The organism is Fibrobacter sp. UWH4 (assembly GCF_900142475.1).
GTDB lineage: Bacteria > Fibrobacterota > Fibrobacteria > Fibrobacterales > Fibrobacteraceae > Fibrobacter.
Genome location: NZ_FRAY01000003.1, coordinates 484767 through 511000 on the forward strand (window position 1 = coordinate 484767; position 26234 = coordinate 511000).

At 52.0% G+C, this 26234-nt stretch carries 25 protein-coding genes; 12 read left to right on the forward strand and 13 right to left on the reverse strand.

Features of this window, described 5'->3' with window-relative positions; translation table 11 throughout:
- Window positions 1–11 precede the first annotated feature (11 nt).
- The 6 genes from hutH to BUA93_RS07430 are packed head-to-tail and all read right to left on the reverse strand — an operon-like array spanning window position 12 to window position 6150.
- The gene (gene hutH, locus BUA93_RS07405) at window positions 12–1535 is read right to left on the reverse strand and encodes an HAL/PAL/TAL family ammonia-lyase (RefSeq protein ID WP_072978515.1); all 1524 of its coding nucleotides are present in this window, start codon (window positions 1533–1535) and stop codon (window positions 12–14) included.
- A gap of 12 nt (window positions 1536–1547) precedes the next feature.
- On the reverse strand, window positions 1548–2519 hold the full coding sequence (locus BUA93_RS07410; RefSeq protein WP_072978516.1) for an LpxL/LpxP family acyltransferase: 972 nt from the start codon (window positions 2517–2519) through the stop codon (window positions 1548–1550).
- Window positions 2516–3286, reverse strand: a complete 771-nt coding sequence (locus BUA93_RS07415; RefSeq protein ID WP_217650993.1) for a glycosyltransferase family 2 protein — start codon at window positions 3284–3286, stop codon at window positions 2516–2518. The genes BUA93_RS07410 and BUA93_RS07415 overlap by 4 nt, the downstream gene beginning before the upstream one ends.
- Entirely contained in the window at window positions 3279–5612 is a 2334-nt protein-coding gene (locus BUA93_RS07420) for an ApeI family dehydratase (protein WP_072978517.1), read from the reverse strand. The genes BUA93_RS07415 and BUA93_RS07420 overlap by 8 nt, the downstream gene beginning before the upstream one ends.
- Window positions 5612–5869, reverse strand: a complete 258-nt coding sequence (locus tag BUA93_RS07425) for an acyl carrier protein (protein WP_072978518.1) — start codon at window positions 5867–5869, stop codon at window positions 5612–5614. The genes BUA93_RS07420 and BUA93_RS07425 overlap by 1 nt, the downstream gene beginning before the upstream one ends.
- 11 nt (window positions 5870–5880) lie before the next feature.
- Window positions 5881–6150 carry a phosphopantetheine-binding protein gene (locus BUA93_RS07430; RefSeq protein WP_072978519.1) on the reverse strand — a complete coding sequence of 90 codons (270 nt, stop codon included), beginning with the start codon at window positions 6148–6150 and terminating at the stop codon, window positions 5881–5883.
- A gap of 116 nt (window positions 6151–6266) precedes the next feature.
- Between BUA93_RS07430 and BUA93_RS07435 the strand changes: the two genes are divergently transcribed.
- The 5 genes from BUA93_RS07435 to argH are packed head-to-tail and all read left to right on the forward strand — an operon-like array spanning window position 6267 to window position 10693.
- Entirely contained in the window at window positions 6267–7358 is a 1092-nt protein-coding gene (locus tag BUA93_RS07435) for a methyltransferase (protein ID WP_072978520.1), read from the forward strand.
- A 13-nt stretch (window positions 7359–7371) separates the two neighbouring features.
- Entirely contained in the window at window positions 7372–7995 is a 624-nt protein-coding gene (locus tag BUA93_RS07440) for a beta-ketoacyl synthase chain length factor (protein ID WP_254793899.1), read from the forward strand.
- Complete coding sequence (locus BUA93_RS07445) at window positions 7995–8786, forward strand: lysophospholipid acyltransferase family protein (protein ID WP_072978522.1); 792 nt, start codon at window positions 7995–7997, stop codon at window positions 8784–8786. The genes BUA93_RS07440 and BUA93_RS07445 overlap by 1 nt, the downstream gene beginning before the upstream one ends.
- Window positions 8783–9226 (forward strand): hypothetical protein, encoded by a 444-nt coding sequence (locus tag BUA93_RS07450; RefSeq protein ID WP_072978523.1) that lies wholly within the window; start codon window positions 8783–8785, stop codon window positions 9224–9226. The genes BUA93_RS07445 and BUA93_RS07450 overlap by 4 nt, the downstream gene beginning before the upstream one ends.
- Before the next feature lie 33 nt (window positions 9227–9259).
- Window positions 9260–10693 (forward strand): argininosuccinate lyase, encoded by a 1434-nt coding sequence (argH, locus tag BUA93_RS07455; RefSeq protein WP_072978524.1) that lies wholly within the window; start codon window positions 9260–9262, stop codon window positions 10691–10693.
- Between the two features lie 278 nt (window positions 10694–10971).
- On the opposite strand, the gene BUA93_RS07460 is transcribed toward argH, so the two are convergent.
- The 6 genes from BUA93_RS07460 to BUA93_RS07485 all read right to left on the reverse strand — a co-directional run bounded on the left by BUA93_RS07460 (window position 10972) and on the right by BUA93_RS07485 (window position 17552).
- Window positions 10972–12273, reverse strand: a complete 1302-nt coding sequence (locus tag BUA93_RS07460) for an FISUMP domain-containing protein (protein WP_083597220.1) — start codon at window positions 12271–12273, stop codon at window positions 10972–10974.
- Window positions 12274–12422: 149 nt separating this feature from the next.
- Window positions 12423–13391, reverse strand: a complete 969-nt coding sequence (locus tag BUA93_RS07465; RefSeq protein WP_072978526.1) for an FISUMP domain-containing protein — start codon at window positions 13389–13391, stop codon at window positions 12423–12425.
- Complete coding sequence (locus BUA93_RS07470) at window positions 13384–13728, reverse strand: hypothetical protein (RefSeq protein ID WP_072978527.1); 345 nt, start codon at window positions 13726–13728, stop codon at window positions 13384–13386. The genes BUA93_RS07465 and BUA93_RS07470 overlap by 8 nt, the downstream gene beginning before the upstream one ends.
- A gap of 150 nt (window positions 13729–13878) precedes the next feature.
- Window positions 13879–15261 (reverse strand): clostripain-related cysteine peptidase, encoded by a 1383-nt coding sequence (locus BUA93_RS07475; protein ID WP_072978528.1) that lies wholly within the window; start codon window positions 15259–15261, stop codon window positions 13879–13881.
- Between the two features lie 14 nt (window positions 15262–15275).
- Window positions 15276–15950, reverse strand: coding sequence for a hypothetical protein (locus tag BUA93_RS07480; RefSeq protein ID WP_139257864.1), 675 nt, complete (start codon window positions 15948–15950; stop codon window positions 15276–15278).
- Between the two features lie 189 nt (window positions 15951–16139).
- Window positions 16140–17552 carry a glycine--tRNA ligase gene (locus tag BUA93_RS07485; protein ID WP_072978530.1) on the reverse strand — a complete coding sequence of 471 codons (1413 nt, stop codon included), beginning with the start codon at window positions 17550–17552 and terminating at the stop codon, window positions 16140–16142.
- Between the two features lie 120 nt (window positions 17553–17672).
- Between BUA93_RS07485 and hisI the strand changes: the two genes are divergently transcribed.
- Complete coding sequence (gene hisI, locus BUA93_RS07490; RefSeq protein WP_072978531.1) at window positions 17673–18023, forward strand: phosphoribosyl-AMP cyclohydrolase; 351 nt, start codon at window positions 17673–17675, stop codon at window positions 18021–18023.
- Between the two features lie 92 nt (window positions 18024–18115).
- On the forward strand, window positions 18116–19465 hold the full coding sequence (locus tag BUA93_RS07495; RefSeq protein WP_083597222.1) for a histidine-type phosphatase: 1350 nt from the start codon (window positions 18116–18118) through the stop codon (window positions 19463–19465).
- Here the strand turns inward: BUA93_RS07495 and BUA93_RS07500 are convergent.
- The gene (locus BUA93_RS07500; RefSeq protein WP_072978533.1) at window positions 19438–19677 is read right to left on the reverse strand and encodes a hypothetical protein; all 240 of its coding nucleotides are present in this window, start codon (window positions 19675–19677) and stop codon (window positions 19438–19440) included. The genes BUA93_RS07495 and BUA93_RS07500 overlap by 28 nt on opposite strands.
- A gap of 94 nt (window positions 19678–19771) precedes the next feature.
- Here BUA93_RS07500 and BUA93_RS07505 point away from each other — a divergent pair, with 94 nt between their 5' ends.
- Genes BUA93_RS07505 through cdaA form a run of 5 tightly spaced genes read left to right on the forward strand, consistent with a single transcriptional unit; the run spans window position 19772 to window position 26199 of the window.
- Window positions 19772–20953, forward strand: coding sequence for a hypothetical protein (locus BUA93_RS07505; RefSeq protein WP_139257865.1), 1182 nt, complete (start codon window positions 19772–19774; stop codon window positions 20951–20953).
- A 1-nt stretch (window position 20954) separates the two neighbouring features.
- Entirely contained in the window at window positions 20955–22310 is a 1356-nt protein-coding gene (locus BUA93_RS16540) for a tRNA lysidine(34) synthetase (protein ID WP_072978535.1), read from the forward strand.
- A 9-nt stretch (window positions 22311–22319) separates the two neighbouring features.
- The gene (ftsH, locus tag BUA93_RS07515; protein WP_072978536.1) at window positions 22320–24464 is read left to right on the forward strand and encodes an ATP-dependent zinc metalloprotease FtsH; all 2145 of its coding nucleotides are present in this window, start codon (window positions 22320–22322) and stop codon (window positions 24462–24464) included.
- On the forward strand, window positions 24464–25360 hold the full coding sequence (gene folP / locus BUA93_RS07520; RefSeq protein ID WP_072978537.1) for a dihydropteroate synthase: 897 nt from the start codon (window positions 24464–24466) through the stop codon (window positions 25358–25360). Before ftsH ends, folP begins: the two co-directional genes overlap by 1 nt.
- Window positions 25357–26199 carry a diadenylate cyclase CdaA gene (gene cdaA, locus BUA93_RS07525; RefSeq protein WP_072978538.1) on the forward strand — a complete coding sequence of 281 codons (843 nt, stop codon included), beginning with the start codon at window positions 25357–25359 and terminating at the stop codon, window positions 26197–26199. The genes folP and cdaA overlap by 4 nt, the downstream gene beginning before the upstream one ends.
- Window positions 26200–26234: the final 35 nt, after the last annotated feature.

Genomic DNA, 26234 nt, shown 5'->3' on the forward strand with positions numbered 1-26234 from the left:
GAATCCCCGAATTAAACGGCGTAGTGCTTTTCACGGATCAGTTCGAGCGTCATGCGGAGGTCCGGTTCCAGCTGACGGTCGCAAGCAAGCGGAGCGAACTTCTCGAACACCTGGTCGTAGGTCTTGCGGACTCCTTCGATGCGCTTGTCGGTGATTTCACCGCGTTCGAGGCGAATGTGGAGAGCCTGGGACGCGGCGAGCAACACGGCGGCAGCCACCTGTTCGGTGAGTTCAATCACGCGGATACAGTCGCGGGAAGCAATTGTACCCATACTCACCTTGTCCTGGTTGTGGCATTCAGTGGAACGGCTGAACACGCTCATGGGCATCGTATTGTGGAGAGCTTCGGCCGTCCAAGCAGAGACGCCGATCTGCACCGCCTTGAAACCGTGGTTGAGAGCAAATTCATGACTACCCGTGAGGTTAGGCGGCAGATTGCGGTTGAACTTGATGTCCACAACAGTGGCCAACTGACGGTCCAGAAGATCGGCAAAGTTAGCGACAATGTTCTTGAGGGTATCCATGGCGAGACAGATATGACCACCGTAGAAATGACCACCGTGGAAGATATTCTTTGTTTCGGGGTCCACAATCGGGTTGTCGTTTGCGCTGTTCATTTCGATTTCAATGAGCTGGCGGAGCAACGGTTCAGAATCGTAGAACACGCCCACGATATGCGGAGCGCAACGCAGAGAATACGGGTCCTGGATCTTTTCAGGGACCACGTTCTTTTCGACTTCGAGGTTCATCGCATCGCGCATCTTCTTTGCGGCAGTCACGAGACCCGGGTGCGGCTTCACGGCGAACAGGCGTTCGTAAAAATGGTAGGCATTGCCCTTCATGGCGATCGTATTCATCGCCGTGATGCGGCAAGACAAATCGGCCAGGTATTCGGCACGGCTAAAGGCCATGCACGCGACGGCATTCATCACGGCAGTACCGTTCATGATGGCGATCGCTTCCTTCGGGCGGAAACGGTGCGGAGTGATACCGAGTTCGGCCATCACGTCCTTGGAAGAACGGCGTTCGCCCTTGTAGAGCACGTCACGTTCACCGATCACTGCTCCGGCCAGGTAAGAGAGCGGAGTCAAGTCGCCACTCGCACCCACGGAACCTTCCTGCGGAATAAGCGGCAGGATATCATTCTGCAAGAACGTCATGATAATCTTCAAAAGTGCGTAGCTCACACCCGAGAAACCTTGAGCCAAGGTATTCAGACGCACCGTCATGATAGCACGGGTCGTTTCTTCATCAAAATAGTTGCCCATGCCGCAACCGTGGAAACGCGACAAGTTGATAGGCAGTTCATAGTAACGATCGGGCGGCACCACCTGCGTGCAGGAATCGCCGTAACCCGTGGTCACGCCGTAAATGCCGCCATGTTTAGCGAGAGCTTCGTCCAGGAATTCCGCACCGGCGTCGATTTTCTTCTGGAATTCCGCAGAGGAATCCAGCTCGACATTCACTTGGCGCTTGGCAATAGCCACGACCTGTTCGATGGTTAATTTTTCTGATCCAATGACGACAGTCTTCATGTTCTACATCCTTTATTTTGAGTTTTTCCAAAAATTGTAAAAATTATACCACTGGTACGGATGCCTGAGGCACAATTTCTGTAAAATTTGCGTGTATTCCTGCACAAGCATCCGAAGTCTTTCGGGGCGCTCCTTGCGGCTACAGTCAAAAGTGGTTTTCGCCTTCACCACATGCATCTCGTAAGGCGAACGAATATCAAAGTCATGCTTGCGGATGGCAAACGTAAAGTAAATCGGGGCACCCAGAATACTCGAAAGCGTAAAGGCCCCTTCCGGAAAATTCGCCCTCTCGCCCAGGAAATCCATCTCGACATTCCGGTCCGTGGAATTCGCCGAGGTCCGGTCCCCCGCAATCACCACCAGGTTACCCTTCGCAATCTGTTCCTTCATCCACACGGCAGAATCGACTCCAATCTTGTTTGCGTCCAGCACCGAATTCATCAGGTCCGGATTCAATTCAAAAAGGAGCGCATTGAACTTGGACGTTCCCGAGAAGTCGACCACCGGGAAAACCTTGAATTCCTTATGCGAATGGATTTCACCGTAGCCCGTCAGCGAGCGCAGCATTTCCATGTTACCGAGGTGCGAGCAAATCAGGAATGCACCCTCGCCGCGGTCAATCTGTTCCACCAGCTTGTCGAGGTCGTCGCCCTGGGTTTCCACCTGGTTCAGCTTGATCGCTCCACGCCAGCCGAGCAGTTTCTCGATCATCGAAAGTGCAAACGAAAGCACGTGCTTGTAGGTGCCCATGAAGGGCATCCGCTTGCCCTGCACCGCCGACAGGCGTTTCAGGTAGGCCGCTGAACGTTCCCGGACGGGGCGCGCCCCCATCCAGAAAAAGAAGCACACGACCGCCGTACACAGTTCAACGACACGAAGCGGCAAGTGGCAAGTTATCCACAGCATAAAACGGAAGTGCCACAGGCTTCCGCCCACTTCCTTTACTTCGTACCACTGTTGTAATTGTGCGTTCTCGGAGCTCATTTTCTCTTCTTAAAAAGGCGGCGACCAAGAATTATCGGCGAACGAATCAGCATGCCGAGGCAGAGCTTGGTATGCGTCCAGGAAATTTCGACGTTATCGCCAAAGGCGCGGAAATTGGACACGCCGTCTTCAGGGTACTTCACCTTGATCGGATAGAAATACATCTTGAGACCAGCCCAAGACAGGCGCACCAGGATTTCGATATCGAAGCCCATGCGGTACGTGCGAATTTTCTTAGCCACCGGCCAAACCTTCGCTACGGGATACACGCGGAACCCGCACATGGAATCGGGAATAGACTTGGAAAGAGTCTCGACCGCAACCCAGAAATTCGTAATCTTACGGCCCTGTTCACGCGCCTTGGGCACGGAGCCGTCGTACTGCGGCATTCCCGCCACCAAATCGAACGGGTGCTTTTTGGCGGCTTTCAAAAAGAACGGAATTGCGTCCGCGTCGTGCTGACCGTCGGCATCCATTTGCAGAGCATGCGTAAAGCCCATCTCGTAGGCCTTTTCGAGGCCGCTGATGACCGCGGCACCCTTGCCACCATTCTTTTCGCGCGTCACGAGAGTCGTATTCGGGACTTCGTTTGCGACCTGCACCAAAATTTCGTGACCTTCGGGAGTATTGCCATCGTCAACCAAAATCACGGAAAGTCCCTGGGCGGCCAGCGTTTCCGCCACCTTGCGGCTCGTCGCCTCGTGACGATACACCGGCACGATAGCGCAGAACTTCATATCTTCAGGTTTCATCTTGGGCTCACGCATTGGCAGCCTCCGTCATAACGAGGGTTCCACTCGAAAGGGCTCGGCCTTCTTCGAGCGTATAGGAGAAAGCGACCTTTCCTGCATCGGCCTTGTAGCTCATTTCAAGAATCGCGGGAACGTTCGGCAAAATCGGATAGCTGAACTTGGTGCGTTGGATTCGCGACACGGTCTGCGACGTCCCGAGCAGCGCATGAGCAAGCGTCACCACCATATCCACCTGCGCAACCGCAGGAAGCAGCTTGAACGCCGGGAAATGTCCGCTATAGAAATCGCTGGTTTCGGGGAACACGAGCTTGAGCGTCACCGTCCCCGGCTCACGCTTCATCTTCAGAATCTTAAAATTCGGGCTTTCGGGAATACCGAACAATGCCTGGATATCGCGCATCTTGATCTTACCTTGTGTATCCTGCGGAAGTTCCTCGAGGTAGCGCCACTTCTTGGGCGACACCGTATTCTCGATGAACTGCATCAGGTGCTTCTTGAAGAAATTGTTGATTTCGAGTTTCGGCAGGTTCTTGAACTTTTCACGGCCTTCGGCATTCAGCACAATCGCCGCGGCAAGGTACTGGCGGCTCCCCACCATCGGGACCACGCGCACATCCTGCACCAGGCCCGTCTGCTTCAGGCGATTTTCCACTTCAGGGAGAGAAATTCGCTTTTCCTCGATTTTCACGATGGAATCGGCGCGGCCCTTCAACAGGAAACGCCCGTCGTCGTAGATTTCCACGAGGTCGCCCGTCGTAAAACCTTCGGGTTCCAGAATGTAGCTCGACTTCACGTTCAGGCAGTCGTTTTCGCCGATGCTCATCTTGCAGACTTCAAACGGTTTCCAAATGGGGCCGTTCTTGGACTGCCTGTAGGCTATGCCACCGGTCTCGGTACTGCCATAGATTTCTGTGGTCCAGTAGCCCGTGATGCCTTCGCACTTGCGGGCCACCTCTTCGGGAAGCGGGCCGCCCGAAGAATAAATAATCGGTGTATACTTGAACTCAATCGGCTTTTCGGCATCGGCGGCGAGGCGCTTCAGGTAAGCCGGGCTCGACGCGATTACCGCCTTTTCACCGGCCAGGCTAACGAGTTCGCTCGGATAGTCGATGCGGTGTCTACGGAACGGAAGCCCCGTCGCCGTCGGCAGTAGCACCGTAAACAAGAGGCCGTAAATGTGGTGGTGGTTCACCGTGCTGTAGACCTTGCGGCCCACCCAGTCATCGCCGAAAACCTTCACCAGTTCATACAGTTCATTTTCAAATTGTGAAAAACGCTTGGGCACGGATTTCGGCTCGCCCGTCGTTCCCGAGGTAAACATCACCATCTCGGCAGCATTCTTGTCAAAACTGTTCCACAAGGTCTCGACTTCGGGTCCGTTCAAAATGTCCTGGATCTGCACCGCACCGGCAGAAGCATCGCCAAAGGGAGTGTCGGTGATAAAACCGTATCCGGGTTTCTTGATTTCCTTGATAAAGACTTCCTGGCGGTTCGCCGTCACCATCGCCTTGCGGCCGCTCTGCAACATCGAAAGGAGCGCTACGATAAAGAAGTAGGAGTCCTCGCAATGGAGAATCCACGGACGGTTTTCGCTCGATTCCAGGAACCGGCGGACCTTGGAGACATCGGAAACGAATTCCGACCAAGTCCTTTCGGAGGCCCCGTCGAAACAGACGATGGCCCCGTCGGGGCGGCTATCCCGCTGCAAATCGCAAACGGGAATGTAGGATTGCATCTTCTTTTGCATCATTTTACGGACCATGAATTCAACGGCAAACAAAATGCCGATTAAAATATAGGAGATTAAACCGTTGTAGAGGGACCAAATCCGGTCGCTACCCACCAATGCGGTGCCCAAGGCGATTGTCGCGTTCACCACGAAGAAAACGCACCACACGAGTGTCACGCGGTCGCAGTAGCGTTCCACGAAGCGGCAAGACGGAGAGGTTCGAATGCTCTTGTCGCCCAGGCACGCGAGCCTGAACACGAAACTGGGCTTTTTCCAGAGCGTAAACGAGAAAAACGCCAAAAGGCTCAAGCTCACCAGTACAGGGTAGAACTTGAGGAACAATACGTTGTCTGCAAAAAAGGCAATCGCCCCGCATACAAACATGAGGGCGACCAGCGCAAAGTTTTTGACGATATTCGCACGATCCTGGGAGCCATCCGACCCCTTGGAACGACCCTTCGTGACATTGAAAAAATGCACAAAAGCAAGGCCGATGAGCATCAAGCTCAAACGGCGGGGAGAAAGCCCCCAAAATTCAAGGCCACAAAAAACGAGAGCCGGGTAAAGGACCGAAAAGGCGGCAAAGAGGACCTTCCCCGCCACGGATTTCATTACTTCTTATCCGCGTTCTGGATCAAGTTATAAATGGCGTCGACAACGTCCTGAACGGTGCGGACCGTCTTGAAGACTTCGGGATCGATATTGGTCGGCAAGAGAGACTTAAGCTTCACGATCAGGTCGACGGCGTCAATGCTGTCCAGTTCGAGATCTTCGTAGAGACGAGCTTCAGGGGTCACCTTGGCTTCGTCCATTTCGAAATCTTCGATAAGGGCGGCTTTCAACTTATCAAAAATCGCTTGTTTATCCATTTCATCCTCCCTTATTTAGGCATGTTCGCCGAAATATATGCAGCGAGCGTATCTACAGAATAGAAATGCTTCTTCGTTTCTTCGTTCACCACCGAGAAAGTCACGCCGAAGTTTTCCTTGACGGCGATACCGAGTTCCAGAGCATCGATAGAGTCAAGCCCGAGTCCATTTTCGCTTTCGCCAAAAAGAGGAGCGTCGTCTACGATATCGGCTGCGGTCACGTCTTCAAGTTCCAACACCGTTACAATCATTTCTTTGATACGAGATTTTAATTCGTTCATATTTAACCCTTAATTTGGGCGCAAAAATAGATTAAAAAATCCGTTTCGTCAACCACATAAATTTATATTATTTGCTAAATTTGAGCGCAAAACAAACTAAATAACAAAAGAGTTCTATGTTCGACTACTATTATCAAGACCAAATTTCGGCTACGGACGCCAAGTTCGAAGCCCAGAAAATCGCATTTGCCCCCCTCAGCTTCCACGCCGCAAAGGCCCTCCGAGACATGGGGATTCTCGAAGCCATCTGCAGCGCCCGCAAGAAGGGAATCACCGTTTCGGAACTTTCGCAAAAGCTCGGCATTTCTCTCTACGGCGTCGGAGTCCTGATTGAAATGGGACTCGGCATGGGGGCCATCAAGCTTCATAAGGATTCCAAAGAGGATGATCTCAAGCTTACGCTCGGCAAAATCGGATTTTTCCTGATGAGCGACGAAATGACGAAAGTCAACATGGACTTTTCCGAAGACATCTGCTACCTGGGGGCCGAGGACATGCAGGAAGCTATCCGCGACGGCAAGCCCGCGGGTCTCAAGCACCTCGGCAACTGGAAGACCGTGTACCAGGGTCTCTCTCAGCTGACCGACCAGCAGAAGAAGAGCTGGTTCGGCTTTGACCATTTCTATTCCGACCTGGCCTTCCCCGAAGCGCTCCCCATCGTCTTTTCCAACCCCTGCGCACGCCTCTTTGATATCGGCGGCAACACCGCCAAGTGGGCCATCGCCTGCTGCAAGTTCAACCCGGACGTGAAGGTTTCCATCATCGACCTCCCGGGCCAGACCGCCGTCGCCGAAAAGAACGCAAAGGCAGCCGGTTTCGAGAACCGCATCGACACCATCCCCTGCAACGTGCTCGACGAGACCACCGAATTCCCGAAGGGCGCAAACGCCGTCTGGATGAGCCAGTTCCTCGACTGCTTCTCGCTCGAAGAAATCACGAAGATTCTCACGAAGATCCATTCCGCCGCAGCCCCCGACACCGACATCTACGTACTCGAACCGCTGTGGGACAAGCAGCGCTTTGAAGCCGCCGCCTACTCGCTCCAGGCCACGTCGCTCTACTTCACCTGCATCGCAAACGGCAACTCCAAGATGTACCGCTTCGAAGAACTGAAGCACGCCATCGAAATCGCCGGCTTCGAACTGAAGGAAGCGCACCATACCGTTGGCCCGAACAGCTACTCGCTGCTCCGTTTCAGGATCAAGTAGTCGTAAGGTGGGCATGGGAACAATGATTTATATTGAACGTGCCGAGTACTTTATCCCGAGCGAAGAACAACCGCTCCCCGACGTGAAGTTCGTGCCGATGCTTACGCGCAGACGCTTGAGCCAGCTGTCGAAGATGGTTGTCTACGTGAATGCCGCCATCAGCAAGGACCAATCCCCTTGCAAGGTGACCTTCGCCTCGCAGTACGGTGAAATTTCGCAGCAGCTTAAAATTTCACAGGCTCTGCTCGATACCGGGAACGTCTCGCCTGCGCACTTCAGCCTCTCCGTCTTCAACGCGTCGATCGCGAACGCAACGATTCTCGAAAAGAATACCGCCGGTTATTCGGCCGTATTCTCCGGGAAGGCTGCTTTCCGCGAAGGCCTCAAGGACTGCGTCGCCGCCCTTAAGGCGGGTTCCGAAACGGAACGCGTCTTTATATTCGCTGACGAAAAGATTCCCGAGACCTACGCTCCCGTGGCGGGAACGCCGTACCCGAACGCCGTATGCGCCCTGGCACTCCGCCTGACTACCGACGCAAGTAAGGGTGGCCGCGAACTCGACGAGACTCCACTCGAAGGTAATTTCGAGACAGCGGCCGAAGAGGCCATCGCCTTCATTAAGCAGAGGTTAGGCTAATGCTTCGCCGCATCAAGTACATCCGACGGCTGCTTTCGAAGCTATCCTCGTTTGCGGTCTTCGGAATCAGCAGCCTGATCCTCGGGACATCGCTATTCCCCCTGTTCCACGTGCTCGCGGGTTTTTCGGAAAAACGCTTCAACATGATTTCGCGCCGATTCGTAAACCTGTTCTTCAGGTTTTTCGTCAAGTATATCGAAGTCACCGGGGCCATGCGCCTCAGCGTCGAGAACCGCGAACTGCTGAAAGGAATCAAGGGAAAGGTCGTCATCGCGAACCACCCCTCGCTCCTGGACGTGGTGATCCTCTTCTCGCTCATCCCGAACTCGAACTGCATCGTCAAGGGAGCCCTTGTCCAGAACGCCTGCATTTCGGCTATCATCCGGAACCTCTACATTCCGAACAGCATTCCCTTCGAAGAACAGCTGGAACGCGCCAAGAAGTCGATGATCGAAGACGGCAACAACCTCATCATCTTCCCCGAAGGCACTCGCTCCAAGCCGGGCGAACCCTGGCAATTCAAGAAAGGGGCCGCGCGCTTCGCCCTTTTTGCCGAAGCGGACGTCATACCGATTTATTTTGGCGGTAACGAAAAAATCGGACTCCGCAAGCACGACAAGATGCTGCAGTTCCACCCGACCGAACGCTACATGTACAATCTCAAGGTCTTGCCGAGCATCCCGGTTGCCCCCTACAAGGATATGCCGATGTCAAAGAGCGCCATCCTGCTCACCGACAAGATGAAAGAAGTTTTAGAGAAAGAACATCAAAACGAAAAGGTAACACAATGAAAAAAATTTCCCTGATTCTCGCCCTGGGCAGCATCGCCGCCGTTCTCACCGCTTGCGGTGGCAACTACAGCCGCGCTCAAACATTGGAACAGCAGAACTCGCCGTTCAACTGCGTCGGCCTGCATGTCAAGAATGCTCAGTGGCATTTTATCGATGACTTCGGCCAGCGCGTCGATGCCATGGGTTCCTGCCATGCCGGCATGAAGCACGGGACCTTTGATTTCGTCGTCAACGGCCAGCTTGTCGCCAAGACCAAGTTCATCAAGGACAGCGAACGCAAGACCACTTGCTTTGTCATGGGCAAGACAAGGACGAACCTGATCAACTGTATGCAGCTGAACGCCGCTCAAGCCCAGAACAATCCGCAAATGCAGCAAGCCCCCATGCAACAGGCTCCTGTGCAGCAGGCTCCCATGATTCAGAACGACCAAAACTTCTAGGTTGTCATTCCCTAAAATCTAACGAGGCAAAACATGGCAAAGACTAGCGCAAAGAAATCGGAAAATTCAGCCAAGAAGGGCACCCAGACCAACATGTGGACCGGCCGTTTTGCTAGCGGCATGGCACAGAGCATGGTGGACCTGAGCTTCAGCCTGCAATTCGACGCCGAACTCATCGAAGAAGACATCGAAGGCAGCATCGGCCACGGCAAGGGCCTGGTAGAATCCGGCGTGCTCAGCAAGGCGGAATACAAGAAGATTTGCGACGGACTCGCCAGCATCCTCAAGGATTACAAGGCCGGCAAGAACCTGTGGAAGGAATCTGACGAAGACATCCACATGGCCGTGGAACGGGTACTCACCGAACGCATCGGCGCCCTCGGCAAGAAGATTCACACGGGCCGCAGCCGTAACGACCAGGTTTGCACGGACTTCAAGCTTTACATGCGTCACCGCGCCGCCGAAATCCGCGCCCTCGAAGTTTCTTTGATGGAAACAGTTCTCGACCTCGCGAAGAAATACTTCGGCAAGATGATGCCGGGCTACACGCACCTGCAGCAGGCACAGCCCATCTACTTTAGCCATTACCTGATGAGCATGTTCTTCGCCGTGAGCCGCGACGTGAAACGCCTCGACAATTTCCTGGAACTGCACAGCGAACTTCCGCTGGGTAGCGGTGCCATGGCAGGCTCTGCCTTCCCGTACCACCGCGCCCTCGTCGCGAAGGAACTGGGATTTAACGGAGTCTCCCCGAACAGCATCGACGCCGTGAGCCATCGCGATATGATGCTCGAATTCGAAGCCGACCTCGCGATTATCGCGAACACCATGAGCCGCTACGCCGAAGACTTTGTGAACTGGAGTACCAGCGAATTCGGCTACCTCACCTTGCACGACGCCTTCTCTAGCGGATCCTCGATGATGCCGCAGAAGAAGAACCCGGATTCCATGGAACTCATCCGCGGAAAGTCCGGCCGTATGCTCGGTAACTTCAGCGCCCTCTACACGCTAGTGAAGGGTGCCCCGCTGAGCTACAGCCGCGACCTGCAAGAAGACAAGGAACCGGTATTCGACTCCGTCCATAACGTGAAGGTGATTCTCCGTGTGATGAAGGAAGCCTTGGAAAGCGCACGCTTCAACTTCGACAAGATGCATGCGAAGATGCTGCCGGCGCTGCTGGCTACCGACCTCGCAGACTTGCTGGTCGAATCCGGCGTGCCGTTCCGCGATGCCCACCACGTGGTCGGTAGCCTGGTCGGCGAAGCCGCCCGCCAAAGCCTCGAATTCACGGACCTCTCTGATGAGGCCTGGGCAAGCGCCGGCGTCCCGAACGTCAAGCAAATGAAGAAGACGCTCACCTTCGAATACAGCGTTTCCCGCCGCAACATCGAAGGCGGAACGGGCCCCAAGTCCGTGAAGCAGCAGTTCGGCAAGGCCGAAGCTATCTTGAAGAAGTTCAAGAAGTAATTCGCCCCACGTCATCCCTGACTGAGCTCGCGCACCTCACGTCATCCTCGACTGAGCTCGCGCACCTCACGTCATCCTCGACTGAGCTCGCGCACCTCACGTCATCCTCGACTGAGCCCGCGCATCTTATGTCATCCTCGAGTGAGCTCGCGCACCTCACGTCATCCTCGACTGAGCTCCGCGAAGGAGGGGATCTATAAAAGGCGAACCTGAAAGGGTCCGCCTCTTTTTATTTATGACTCCCGGCCGCCTCTATGAGGCTCCAAGATGACATTCAATTATTCTTTTTCCTTGATGCACCTAACCGAGAACGCACTCTTCGATTCCTTCGGCTCAACACTGATAGCATCGTCATAATAGCGCAACAGAAGAACCGACTGATTATCGCTCCACATATACGAACTCAAGGTCAAGTCAAAGAAATCTCCCGCATCGCGGCCACCAGCCGGCAAGGCGTTGAAGCCCCACAGGTTCATGCCAGCCTCGCCCTTATCGGACCAGCCTTCGCGGGTACGGAGCATCTTACCTAAACTGACGAAATCCGCAAGGCCCTCAAATTCCACCGCTGTCGGAAGACGCCAGCCTTCGGGACAAACAGTCTTTGCGGCATCAAAGGAATACAGACGGCCGTACTTGTCACAATTCTTTTCATCGTCGTTGTAACACCAGCTGCCATCCGTCTTGTAGGCCATATTTTCGGCCATCCAGGTCTGCGCATCGATATTGATGGTCTTGTAAGTATGGCCCTCGTATTCCAGCTCGCCATAATCAAACGGGATCTTATCGAGGTAAGAAGAATCTAGGTCACCCGATATTTTCGCATCGGAATAATTGACCGACAAAACGCAGCGGAGCGACATCCCGTGATCCTTATAATACTCTCCCCTTTCGAGATAATCTCTGTCGTAACGGAGAGTCCAGCCGTAGCTCGTCGCATCGTCAATCTGCGTACTCGACCAGAAGTAGGCGTACTTCCCCGAACTCATAAAGCTGCCGTCTTCGCTATTTTTACGGCCCGCCGGAAGAGCGTAAAAGCCGAAACGATTGAGCGCCTTGGCCGCAGAATCAGCGCGTTCCCAGCCATCTACCGCCTTCATGCCTGTACCGACCAGCTCGGCACCGCTGATTGACTCAAAATACGACTTTAGTTTATTCCAATCATCCACCGAAGGTACACGCCAGTTTTCGGGGCAAATTCCCTGGAAATCGTTCTGATGGTAACTATAATTCGAAGATGCTTCCGAAGAGGCGTACTTCGACTCAAGATTCAACACGGCCGTCCAACTATACAGCGGACCATACTTTTCGCAGCTGTCCTTAGAATTCTCGTAGCACCAGATATTGCCCTTCAGATTCTTCGTCTTGGAACTATCGGCGTAGCGCAAGTTTTCCGCCATCCAAAGCTGATTGCCGACCTTGACCACAGAATACTCATTTCCGTCGCGCTTGTCCTTGAACTTCCCGTCGGTCAATTTAATCGAGACCGGATCAATCCCGAACAGGTCAGCGGATTCAGGATCATGCTCCGTACAAGCCACAAGACCCGCCACACACGCTAACAACATTAGACTTTTTTTCATATTTCCTCCTAGAAACTTTTAGAGAACCATAAGGCAATACGTCACAAAACAAGACGCACAACTTTAATATACATAAAAATTTATATAAAGGAACAAAAAAAGAACCCACGAAGAGAATCTTTTATAATTTTTTCAACTTCACAACCTATTTATTTCATGATGCAGCGTACATAAAGTTCTGCACCTTTCCTAAGAAGTTCCAAAGACGCGCCTTTCGAATTCGCATCATAGCATAATGCGTTTTGGAAATTTGCATCTTCATTTGATTGCAAAAAGAAGCATGTTTTTTTCGTGGAATACGTTAGATTTTCACTAGGAAACTGGCTTTCGAGAATTCCTCCATCCTCATAGAACGAGAATTCATAAGCGTTATTATTTTTCAACGAATCCTGAGAATTTAAGAACAATGGAACATCATAATAGATGTTTTCACTAGGAACTTCACCACATACACCCTTTGTGTACGTTGTTTTTACAGAGGCTCCCACGGAATGCAACAAAATTTCGACGTCCGCTTTTGTGGGCAAACGAAAATTTCCAGAACAAGCATCCATAGCCTTTTCGTAAGACATCAACGAGCCGAACAAATTGCAGTTTTTTTCTTCGTCGTTTAAGCAATGCCCCCCGCCCCTAACATTTTCGGAGAACCATGTCTGCGAACCGATTCGAACAGCGCCATAACGAACATCCCCTATACGGGCCCCGCATCGACGGATTGTAGAAGGTTCAACTGTAGCCGGCAAAGTATCATAATCAAAGCCGACAGAATAATCTCCGGACACATTTATATACTTTCCATTTTCATCACGCTCTAGCCACGTTGCCGATTCGCCGAAACAGCAAATAGTGTCCTTTATTGCAAAATTCTCATAGAAACAGACCGTGTCTTTTGATTCTTCCTGAAAGAGGAACGGATCAACAATCTCTGCATTATGCAAAGATTGTTCACATTCAGGAAGTTCATCGTCGTCCAGAAGCGTGTCCTTGTTAGACGAATTCGAAGAGTCCGCTTCTACCATATTTTTACTGGAAGAATCTTCATTTGCATTCGATGAATCATCGCATGCAAAAAAAATCAGCAGCGCCCCCAACGCAAGGATTTTGTTTATTTTAGTCATTATCGCACCTCATAGCAAAGCCAAGAATAACATCATCACTCTGAGAATTAACGAATCTTCTTATTTCAAATTTCAAATTAGCATTACTTTGCGTATAAAAATCAACAACTTCATAGGGATTTATAGTTGTATCCTTAGAAAGTCGACCTAATATGTCTCGAGTTGTTTTGTTTCGTACAAAGCGTTTAACATTCTCTAAGCGCAAAGAATCTTGGTTTAAAAATGCCAAGACATCATCGTCAACTTGAGTTTCCGGCTGATATTGAGGCAAATATCTTGTTTTTTCGCTAAAAGCAGTCAACGAAAACAATAGAACGATTAATTGTATTTTCCTCATACACAGGAATATAAATAATTTTCAAAAAAAGCAACCATCTCTAAAAGCATTAATTCTATTGTCTAAGCTTTTTTGATAAAAAAAGAACCCATAGTGATGTGGTTTTCGGTTCATACAAAAATTCCCGGCCAAGCCGGGATTTTTTTTTCTTTATAACAAATCCTGACCGGTGGGATTTCCTTTGGGAGCATGAGCGTTCACATTCAACCAGTTTCCCCAACCAGATTCTTTGTGGAAAGTTGTCAGTTCGTAAGAGTCTCGCTTTTTTGCTTTAGTAAAACTCATTCCGCTGTTGTAGGTTGCGCTATCTACCAGAACTACGGATAGCGAGAAATGGTCCAGTGGAGCATCCTTCGCAAAATGTGCTTCCATACGTGCAAGCGTCATGGAATCAAACGCGTTATCCAAATCTGCCGAAATTTTTACCAGGGAGTCATCCTTGGTTTCTTCTGCAAGTTTTCGCGCATAGTCCCTTATGTCGTACAGATAATATATGTTCGCCACCCTGTAGCACTTGTCTGCGGCTAAGTCTATGGAGGGCCTCACTTTTTCATCTGCGTAAAGAGCAACAAGGCGGCTAGACAACCTTTTCACGATTGGCGTCAAGTTCGCCAGCTTTTCTGCTTTCAGGAACTGGAAATCCCCATTCTGTTCCTCGGGGAGATATTCCGTTTTCCAGGCCACCTGCACATCCCTATTTTCAAAGGCTCCCTTGACAATTTCTTCAAATTTACCATCTTCGTCATGGGTCAATATATCCACAATTTCGGTCATTAGCTCCCCCCGCGAAGTCATAAGGGAATGTTCCGACACCATCACGTAATCTGCATAGGGGTAAATTTCCTGCATGGATTCAAGGTTTCCCATAAGGCAGTTATGGAAAAGAATTGCCTTAAAATGAGGAATCTTTGATTTCTTGATTCCTGTGGCGAATTCTTCCATGGTCATGGACTCATTATAACCATACTCACCATAAGTAACCCATTCATCCTCCATCACGGACATCACCGCCTGTTTCGCCAGGCTTCCGCGCTCGGATTTTGGGTAGTCGCTCTCAAAACTGAATCCCTCCCCATGGGCTTCCAGGAAAAAGAGGTATTCCTGAGCAGGCAAGCTGTCGTGTGCGTAGTTAATCACTGAAGCCAAGTAATCCGGATCATAGAACTTGATGGAGTCCTTTACAATGGCTACAGAATCTTTCATGGAAGACAAGTCGGTATTCCTCGTGAGTTCAAAGAACAGCAACTGTCCGGGGTATGCCATGGTTCCATCAAAGTCTTTGCCATCCAAGCCATATTTATAGACGACCAGGACACGGACATCTTTTTCGTCTCCGATGACATCCCTGACATCTTTCATCGTCGCCTCGATACTCCTTTCCATGTCCCCGCCATTCTGGCCATAGATAATGACCGTATAACGGGCGACGCCTTCGGAACTAGCTGAACTGGAAGAATCATCGGAACAGGCCACAAGGGCAAACAGCACAAGGAACAAGGCCATGCGCAAGAACGGCGAAATAAACCTTACCATATCACAGAGAATTCCTATTTAGTTTCGACTTTTTGAAAGGGGGCTAGTTCTTCGCAGGTCTTGCCCTTGTCTTCATCCGAGTAATAATTTACGACAATCGTATCAAAGCCGTTATCGTCATCGCAGGTTTGCACAGGTTCTTTTTCCACGGAGGCGCACCCGTCGATAAATTCTAAGTCCTTGTCATCACTTGCAAACTGCACCACGCTTGATTTCAATGTAGCGGCGAGTTTATACTCTACGCACACCTCCATTTTTTTGTTATAGAAAGACATTACCTTGGTGCTATCCACGACAATATCTTCCTCAATGTCAAAATCTTCATCCTCTTCTTCATCGTCTGCAAGCAATTCTTCGCAGCTTTGCTTGGCCACAGTCTTATCATAAACGAAAATGGACGAACCATCATCGGATTCGCAGGTATTCTTAGCGTTTTGAGCATCGCAACCCGTTTCTTGCCAGGAGGCTTTCAAGGTGAGCCCCCCCTCAGTCAAGTCAGCGCACTCTTCTGCAACGGAATCCTTTGCCGATTCCGGGGCCTGCATGCATAGATACGGAATCAATTCGTCTTCCATGACAACCGACATAAGGCAAGATACCTGGGGTTCATCAGAGGACGAGGAATCGTCGGAACAAGCAACCATAACAGAAGTGGCTACGGCAAGACACCCAAAGACTAGTTTTTTCATTGGACTTCCTTTTTTAAAGGTGGAACGCTTTTTCAATAAATAACAATAATGCGGGAACGTGTCAAGACATATGGACTCAATACGCCACCCCAGATAATCAAGAATATAAAAAGAACCCGTTTCCGGGCCCTTTTACCTACTTCTAGGAAGGATTCCAAAGGAAACCATGAGGTTCCCTTTGCATCTCAACTAGCAGCCGAGCTTTGCGGACAGGTAAGCTTCGAGTTCGTCGATCTTCACCAGTTCCTGCTTCATGGAGTCGCGTTCGCGGACAGTCACGTAGCCCAGCTTTGCCGGATCAGATTCACCCTCGCCCACCGTGTCGAAGTCGACGGTCACGCAGAACGGCGTGCCGAGTTCGTCCTGACGGCGGTAGCGCTTACCGATGGACTGGGTTTCGTCGTATTCCACATTCCAACGATTGAGGAGCTTCTGGTAGAGTTCTTCAGCCTTAGCCTTCACCTGGCCCTTCTTCACCAGCGGGAGCACGGCAACCTTCACCGGAGCAATCTTCGGGTCGAAATGGAGCACGGTACGTTCGTCGTTTTCGAGCTTTTCGACTTCGTAAGCGTCGCAGAGAAGCACGAGGAGCAGACGTTCCACACCGAGGGACGGTTCCACCACGTACGGAATATAGCGCTTGTTCTGGACCGGGTCAATGTATTCCTGCTTGACCTTGGATTCGTTCTGGTGCTGCGTCAAGTCGTAGTTCGTGCGGCTTGCGATACCCCAGAGTTCGCCCCAACCGAACGGGAATTCGTATTCCACGTCGGTGGTGCCGTTACTGTAGTGGGAAAGTTCTTCCTTGGCATGTTCGCGGAGGCGGAGCTTTTCCTTGTTCACACCGAGGTCGTTCACGAGCCAGTCGAAGCAGTACTTGCGCCAGAAGTTGTACCATTCCAGTTCGGTGCCCGGTTCGCAGAAGAATTCCAGTTCCATCTGTTCGAATTCGCGGGTACGGAAGATGAAGTTACCCGGAGTGATTTCGTTACGGAAGCTCTTACCGATCTGGCCCACACCGAACGGGATGCGCGGGCGGACGTTATCTACAATGTTCTTGAAGTCAACGAAGATACCCTGAGCCGTTTCCGGACGCAGGTACACCTTGTTGCCTTCGCCTTCGATCACGCCGATTTCGGTCTGGAACATCAGGTTGAATGCGCGGGGCTTGGTCCAATCGGTCTTGCCGCAGGTCGGGCATTCAATCTTGTTGTCCATCATCATCTGGTGGACTTCGTCAAAGTTCTTGCCGGCGCAGCAACCTTCGCCGAGCTTATCTTCCAAAAGCTGGTCGGCACGGAAACGTTCGTGGCAAGCGAGGCAGTCCACCAGCGGGTCAGAGAAGTTGCCCACGTGGCCAGAGGCCTTCCAAACGCGGGGGTTCAAGAGAATAGAGCTGTCGAGACCGAGCACGTCCTGACGACTGGTCACGAACTTCTTCCACCAGAGATTCTTGATGTTGCGCTTCAGTTCCACGCCATACGGACCGTAGTCCCAAGTGTTGGCGAGGCCATCGTAAATTTCGGAGCCGGGGAAAATGAAACCGCGGCGCTTGCAGAGGGAGATGATGTCCTTGAGGGCATCCTGAACTTTCTTTGCCATTATATAATCCTTTATCGGCTAAATCAAGCCGGACTAGGAACCTACCTGGATGATAGGCCCTGACGGCGGCAAAGATAGTAAAATGTGACCGACGGAATCTTTTTTTTCTAAATTTTCACTATGCAATTCGACGAACTTATAAAAGAAATCAAATTCGAAGTAGAAGTAGACGGTGTCAAGCTTGCCCCGGCAATCGTACAGGATGCCGACAAGGGCGACGTACTCATGATGGCCTGGATGAACGAAGAAGCGCTCCGCCGCACCCACGAATGTGGCGAGATGGTATTCTGGAGCCGTAGCCGCAAGGAATACTGGCACAAGGGCGACACCAGCGGAAATGTGATGACCGTCGTGGAATGGGCCGCCGACTGCGACAGCGACGCATTGCTCTTCAAGGTGCGCATGCAGGGTCCGCAGGTCGCTTGCCATACGGGTGCCCGCAGCTGCTTCTTTAAGACGTGCGAAGGTTAACCTTACCCTGTCACCCTGGAAGGACCCTGGAGTGCAACGACAGGGGACTGATAGGGTCCATAGATTCTATCACTCCCTACGGTCGCTCCAGAATGACACATAAACTCATCACTCTGCTAGTACTCTTCCTTGCAGGCATTTCCTTTGCCCAAGACCGTCACCAGATGGGCAGCAACTATTACGCCTACCCCACTCCGACAGCCAAATATACCAAGGCTCCCGCCGGCTACAAGCCATTCTACATTAGCCACTACGGCAGACACGGCAGTCGCTTTCACCAGCCCGCCGACCATTACCACGCCCTGTATAACACACTCGCCAAGGCGGATTCCTTAAGCAAGCTCACGGACCTCGGCAAGAGTCTGCTTGAACGCGCCAAGTACCTGGACGAATACGCCGCCCCACGTGCAGGCGACTTGACCCAGCTCGGCGTGGCACAGCACCAGGGAATTGCGAAACGCATGGTGAAGAACTTCCCTGAAGTGTTCAAGAACGACGCCTATGTAGAAGCCTACGCCAGTACCAGCGCGCGTTGCGTCGTGAGCATGGCCGCATTCCTCGAAGAACTGCATGCACAAAAGCCCAAGGTCGAGATTCACCAGGAATCGGGCAAGTACCTGATGAGTTTCATCAGCCCGCTCGACTTCGGGAAAATCATCGGCGAATCGAACACACCCGCATGGCAAAAAGAAAACGAAAAGCTTTACAGCCATGTGGACCCGACCCGCATGATGCGCGCGATTTTCAATGATTCCAACTACATCCAGAAGAATATAGACGCAGGCGACCTTTTCAGCAAGATTTATGAAATCGGCAACAGCCTACAAGGGAGCCCCGAAATCGAATTCAACTTTGACGATTTGTGGACCGAAGAAGACCTCGCCGCCCGCTGGCATGCGCAAAACGCCTGGTGGTACAGCGTTCTCGGCAACAATCCATTCGCCAAGAAGCAGGGGCTCGACAACGCCCGCCCGCTTTTGAAAAATGTTCTTGACGAAGCAGACAAAGTAATCGCCGCAGACACAGCCAAAGCAGATAAAACAGCCAAGGCCGCTAAGCCCGCGAAAAAGACCACCGCGACACTCCGCTTCGGCCACGATACGGTGATTTTCCCGTTTGCAGCGCTTTTACAGCTAGAAAACGGCACGCAGAACACCGGCATCGAAACCGCCGACATGGAAAACCTGCACAAGGTCTGGCGCGACTACGAAATCAGCCCGATGGCCGCCAACGTGCAGCTCGTATTCTACAAGTCCAGCAAGAAGGGCGCCCCGATTTTAGTGAAAGTGATGCTCAACGAAATCGAGCAAAAGCTGCCCGTGACTTGCAACCCGCAAGGCCCTTCGGCTAGCTCAGGGACCTTGCAGAACTGCCCCGCCGCCCCGTATTACCGCTGGGAAGACGTCAAGGAATTTTACGGCAAGATTGCAACGGGCAAATAACCTGCGACTGCCTGTATAAAAGGGAAATCCCCCGTGTCGGCGAGGGATTTCTTGTGTTTAAGGGTTCTCGAGTACTTGGTCTTGTCGCGGACGATTCTTGTCCGTAACGTGGCTCCGTTCTGGGAGCCGTCTATGCGTAGCGTTCGCATTCTTGCGCTTTCCGTTGCGGCATCGGCAACCTTGCCCGCCGCTTTCGCTCTGTTTTTAGCCATAGAAGCCTCCTTACAAACAAATATAATTTTTTAGATTTATGTTGGAAAGGCTTTATACGAGGTGAACATTATGAAAAAACTATTTGCATTTGCAATGACTAGTGCTATGCTTATCGCCTGCGGCGATGACAATTCTTCGTCGGCAACAGAAGACATTTCATCGTCTTCTGAAGAAACGATTCTCAGCTCTTCTGCAGAGAAAAACGAGTCGTCTTCATCGCAATCTCAAAATACAAAGGACTCATTTTCTAACAATCAAGAAGAAAACTATTCATCTAGCGAAGCAATTGCTTCTAGTTCTAGCATCAATTCTTCGGAATCTCAAGAATCTTCTTCATCAAAAGAGAATACAACAACTCCCTCGGTTAGCATAGACTTTGGCGAAGGCTACACCTACGCCATGGTATATCGGTATGACGAAACCACAGGATTCTTTTACCAGGGTTTAGAATCCTGCAACTACCACTCTGGCACCAAGACTTTCGCATGGGAAGAAAACGCATTGGCTCTCGACACAAACAAGATTACCATTGTCGGAGATTCCATGTGGACAGGACCTGTCAAAAAAATGGTATCTGACGATCCTAATGAACAGATGTTTTACGACGCCTACAAGAACGTTGAAACATTGTCCTTGAGTACCGAACATAACGGCATTTATGGAAAATGGAAAGCAACAGGCTGTCAGAGAATTATCGGAGAAACTGAAATCAAATGCACCGCCTCTATCGGCGGCCTGGAAGGTATTGCAAGAACTATCACCATCACCCAGGATTCCGTATACAACACGACCGTAGTCGATTTAAGCAGCACCACTGGCAAAGAAGATAAATGGAATTTGGGCAATATTTTGGAATATAATCTCGGATTCGACATCGGTGATTTGATTGTCGATTCACTCGTAAAAGCCCAGGTAATAAAGGTCATTTCGGCATCAGAAATTTCTATCGGCAGCCAAACCTTCACTAGAGATGGTTCTGCCAAGTTTGACAAGACCGGCATGAATTACTACGAAACATTTTCCAGCAACGGCAAAACCTGCACAAAACACGAACAATTAGGCGCCATTTCAAAGGAACAGTGCCTAGAAGGGAACGCCGACTTTCTGCTTAGCGCCCGCGGCGACAAGGAAGACTCATCCTACTACTACAAAGAAGGTCCTGTAGAAGGATTCAGCCTAGATAACCGCGAAGAATATTACGAATGTACAAAGAGCCTTGTAACAGAAGAGACTAAAAACATTCTCGAGCCTTTCGCCAGACATTATACGGACTAGAATGATTACCGACGAACTTGCAAGCATCAAAAAACGAATCCTTGATTATGGTTTCAAGCGCCTGCTGCTTGCAGTTTCGGGCGGTCTGGATTCTATTTGCCTCGCGCATTATTTCATTGCAAACCGCGAAGCGCTTGGCATCGAATGGTTGGGAATCGCACATGTGCATCACGGGCTGCGGGTCGGAACAGCCGACCGCGACGCCGCATTTGTGGAAGCTTTCGCGCGCAAGTATAACGTTCCATTTTTCTTGAAGAAATTGGATGGCGAATCGCTGAAAAATGCAGAAGGCTCGCTGGAAGAAAACGCACGAGACGCCAGGTACAAAGCGCTGGTCGAGATTGCTCTGGATCCTATCGCCTCTGCGAGGCTCCAGGATGACACACTCCACACAGCACACTCCACACAGCACACCCCACACCTCAAAGGGAGCGAAGCGACCGACCCCATACCCCATACCACAAAGCAACCGAAGGTTGCGGCCCCACACCTCAAAGCAGCCGAAGGCTGCGACCTCACACCTCATCCCTCACTTGTCATTGTCACGGCGCATCATGCAGGCGACCAGGCAGAAACCATGTACATGCGCCTCCGCCGCGGCACAACCCTCGCCGGCCTACGCGGGATTCAAGAAGTTCGCGTTCTAGACGAAGCCTCCCATACCCCAAAGCAACCGAAGGTTGCGACCCCATACCTCAAAGGGAGCGAAGCGACCGACCCCACACCCCATACCCCATCTCTCTATCGGCCCTTCCTTTCCGTCACCCGCGAAGACCTCCTCGCTTACGCCCGCGAGAATAATCTTGAGTGGTGCGAAGACGAGAGCAATTCCGATACCAAATTCGCAAGGAACTTTATCCGGCACGAAGCGCTCCCCCATTTAGAACGGAACTGTCCGGGGGCTACACGGCAACTTTGCCGGATTGCAGAACTTGCCGATAAGGCGTATGCGAAAGTGATGGAAAAATGCAACACGATGTTTCAAGAGACCCTTCCCCTGAAACAAGTTCAGGGTCAGGGTGACACGGCTCCATTCTCACACCTCAAAGGGAGCGAAGCGACCGACCTCACACCTCATACCATCATCGCTTTGAACAAGAAGGCTCTCCGCAAAATTTTTCTCTCCCACGCAGACGCAGACCTTTCCGAAATGTTCCGTTTGTGGCTTTCGGAACTGGGATTCCGCTTTCCAATAGGTTTCTTTTACAGCCAAACGGAGCCCGCCCATGTTAAAATTCCCGTACGCTCCGCTTACCGCAAGCGTTCTATCGTCAAAAAGGCCTCAACCGTCTTGGTTTGCGAATTTGAAGATGTTCAGACAGCGTCAAAATTTGTATCTTGCGGAATGAAAGAATAAAAGGATTTTATGAGTCAAGAAAAAAAATCGCCCCCTTACCGTAGCAAGAACTTTATCATTTTACTGGTGATGATTCTCCTGTTGTTCGTCATGTTCCCGCTTGCCGGGAAAGACGGAGAATCGGACATTACGCGCACCGAATTTTTGGCCATGATGGGCGACTCCACCAAGGTCATTACCGAACTCACTCTGCAAAAGACCCCCGACGGCGTGATTATCGAGGGCCAGCGCGAGATGAGCCCCGAAGAGATTGCCGAAGCGAAAAAGAACCGCAGCGCCCTCGCCCGCTTTACCAAGTCTAGCGATGACAACGGCAAGACCAAGCGTTTCAAAAGCCACATGCTCGAAGTGAGCAACGACCAGATTACCGCCTGGGAAATGTACAAGGGCGTCAAGGTCAAGGTCATCCACGAATCCAGCACCTGGCTCGACACGATTATCGCGTTCCTCCCCGCGATTCTCTTGATTGTATTCTTCTACTTCATGATGAACCGCCAGATGGGTGGCGGCGGCAAGAGCCCCTTCAGCTTTGGCAAGAGCCAGGCCCGCCAGCTCAACGGCAAGCAGAAGACCACCTTTAACGACGTGGCCGGTTGCGACGAAGCCAAGCAGGATTTGCAGGAACTCGTGGAATTCCTGAAGGACCCGAAAAAGTTCGATGCCCTCGGCGGACGCATTCCGAAGGGTGCGTTACTCGTCGGTCCTCCGGGTACCGGTAAGACACTCCTCGCCCGCGCGGTGGCAGGCGAAGCTGGAGTGCCGTTCTTCAGTATGTCCGGTTCCGACTTTGTAGAAATGTTCGTGGGCGTGGGTGCTAGCCGCGTGCGCGACCTCTTTGAAACCGGCAAGAAGAATGCCCCGTGCATTCTGTTTATTGACGAAATCGACGCCGTGGGTCGCCAGCGTGGAGCAGGTCTCGGTGGCGGTCACGATGAACGCGAACAGACCTTGAACCAGTTGTTGGTGGAAATGGACGGCTTTACCGCCAACGAAGGCGTCATCTTAATTGCGGCAACTAACCGCCCCGACGTGCTCGACAAGGCACTGCTCCGCCCGGGCCGCTTTGACCGCCAGATTGTGGTGGGACTCCCCGACCTCAAGGGCCGCGAAGAAATCTTGAAGGTGCACCTGAAAAAGCGCAAGGTGCCGCTGGCCGACGACGTAGACGTGAAAGCCGTAGCCAAGGGAACCCCCGGACTTGCAGGTGCAGACCTCGAAAACCTGGTGAACGAAGCAGCCCTTTTGGCCGCGCGCTTCAACAACAAGAAAGTCACGATGCTCGACTTTGAAGAAGCCCGCGACAAGCTCAGCATGGGTGCCGAGCGCCGCACACTCCTGATGACCGACGAGGAAAAGCGTCACACCGCCTACCACGAAGCAGGCCACGCTTTGATGACGCTTTTGTGCAAGCATTCTGACCCGCTCCACAAGATTACGATTATCCCGCGCGGGCGCGCCCTCGGCGTGACCATGAGTCTGCCCGAACGCGACCAGGTGAGCTACAGCCGCGAATACGCCGAAGAACGCATCATGATCATGATGTCTGGCCGCCTCGCCGAACTCATCTTCTTCAACCACCAGAGCACGGGAGCCAGCAACGACATCCAGCGCGCTACCGAACTTGCCCGCAAGATGGTGACGGAATGGGGTTTCGACGACGAAATCGGGCCAGTCTGCTACAGCCGCACCGACGGCGAAGTGTTCCTCGGTCGCGAAATCAGCAAGCCGAAGGAAATGTCCGAAATGATGGCCGAAAAGATCGACAACGCGGTGAACAACCTCATCAAGCGTCTGGACCAGGCCGCCAAGAAACTCATCGAAGAGAACAAGGACAAACTCATTGACCTCGCCGAAGCGCTGTTTGAATTCGAAGTGCTCGACCGCGAAGAAATTGACCGCGTGATGGCCGGCGAAAAACTGACCGGCACCAAGAAGAGCCGCCAGTACAAGGCGCTCGAAGAAATGGAAGAAAAGAAGAAGCGCGAAAATACGCCGCCGCCTGACCCGGGCAAACAGCCACCGGTAGCACCGGTCACTGATGCACCCGTAGCCGAAATCAAGCCCGCGCCCGCCGCCGGAACGACTCCGGCAAACAATGACGCCCATACCGAAACGCTGAAATCATCTGAAGACGCAAAACAGGAAAATTCGTAATGTTCAAAGAAGTTCTGGATCATAGCCGCTCTCTCCCGTGGAAAATCGGCAACAAGGTTCTGCCTTGCAAGACCCCGCTGATCATGGGTATCGTGAATGTGACTCCGGACAGTTTCTTTGACGGTGGCAAGCACAACAAGCCTGACGCCGCTTACGAACACGCCCTGATGCTCCTGGAGCAAGGCGCCGAAATCTTAGACATCGGTGGCGAAAGCAGCCGTCCAGGAAGCGCACCAGTCAGCCTGCAAGAGGAACTGGACCGCGTGTGCCCCGTGGTGGAACGCCTTGCCAAACTCGCCAAAAGCGGCTACAGCAGCGGCGGAAAGCCCCGCGAATTCTACATCTCGGTCGATACGGTCAAGGCGAAAGTCGCCGCAGAGACCATGAAACTCGGCGCACACATCATCAACGACATCAGCGCCTGCGCCATGGACCCGAACATGCTCCAGACCGTCGCTGACACCAAGGCCGCCGTGGTACTCAACCACATCCGCGGGAACTTCGGCACCATGCAGCAGGACTTCAAACCATACACGAACGTGGTGCAGGAAGTCCGCGAAGAACTCTTGTCGCAGGTGAAAAAGCTTTTGGACCTCGGCGTCGAGCGCGAAAAAATTTGCATTGACCCGGGCATTGGATTCGGGAAAACCGCGCAGGACAACATCGACTTGATGAAATCCACCGAAGAATTCCTGAAAGACGGCTACCCCGTTCTCATCGGGACCTCGCGCAAGTCCTATATTGGTAAAATGCCCGGCCTCGAAAATAGCGACCGTCTGATTCCGACCGTTACAGCGGGAATCGTTGCCGTACTCGGTGGCGCCAGTTGCATTCGCGTGCATGACGTGAAAGAGGCCAAGGAATCTCTGCTTTATTTGGAGGCTCTGAGAACATGATTCTGTTTAAGCTATTCGGGATTATCGATGTGCGTCCGGCAGATATTCTGGACGTGCTCCTGATTTCGATTATCATTTACTACATCTTCTTGCTGTTCCGCGGAACCCGCGCCGCCCAGATGATTTTCGGTGGATTACTCTTGATTCTCGCCTGGATTATTGCGCAGTGGTGGGAACTCCATACCGTCGTGTGGCTTATCAGCAACCTTGCAACCCTCGGTATTATCGCTCTCGTGATTCTTTTCCAGCCCGAAATTCGAAGCGCCCTTACCCGTATCGGTCAGGCCGCCAGTAAGCTCGATTTCCACAACCTGTTTTTCCATTCGAGCGGCCTCGACGAAATCACCAAGACAATCGCTAGCGCCTGCCAGGACTTGGCAAAAACGCACACGGGTGCCCTGATTGTACTTGAAAAGCGCGTGGGCCTGCGTAACTACGCCGACACCGGTGAAATCTTGGATGCCCGAATCAGTTCTAGACTTTTGCGCGCCCTCTTCTTCCCGAATTCCGCTTTGCACGATGGTGCAGTCATCATGAACACCAAGCGCATTATTGCCGCCGGCTGTATCTTGCCCATGCCCACCGGTAACGCCGAAAAAGAAGCGGGCTACGGTATGCGTCACCGCGCCGCCAAGGCTCTCGCCGCCGAATGCGACGCCCTCGTGATCGTGGTGTCCGAAGAAACGGGCTACATCTCTATCGCCTACCGAAACACGCTGCGCCGAAACATCAGCGTCGCCGAACTCAAGCAAGAAATTATCCGCCACTGGGGCGAACTCTTTAACGACGTGCGTGAGTCGGCTAAGGCCGAAATTGCAGAAGAAGGTGCGAGGAACTGAGGTTTGAGGTCGCTTCGCTTTGAGGAATGAGGAAT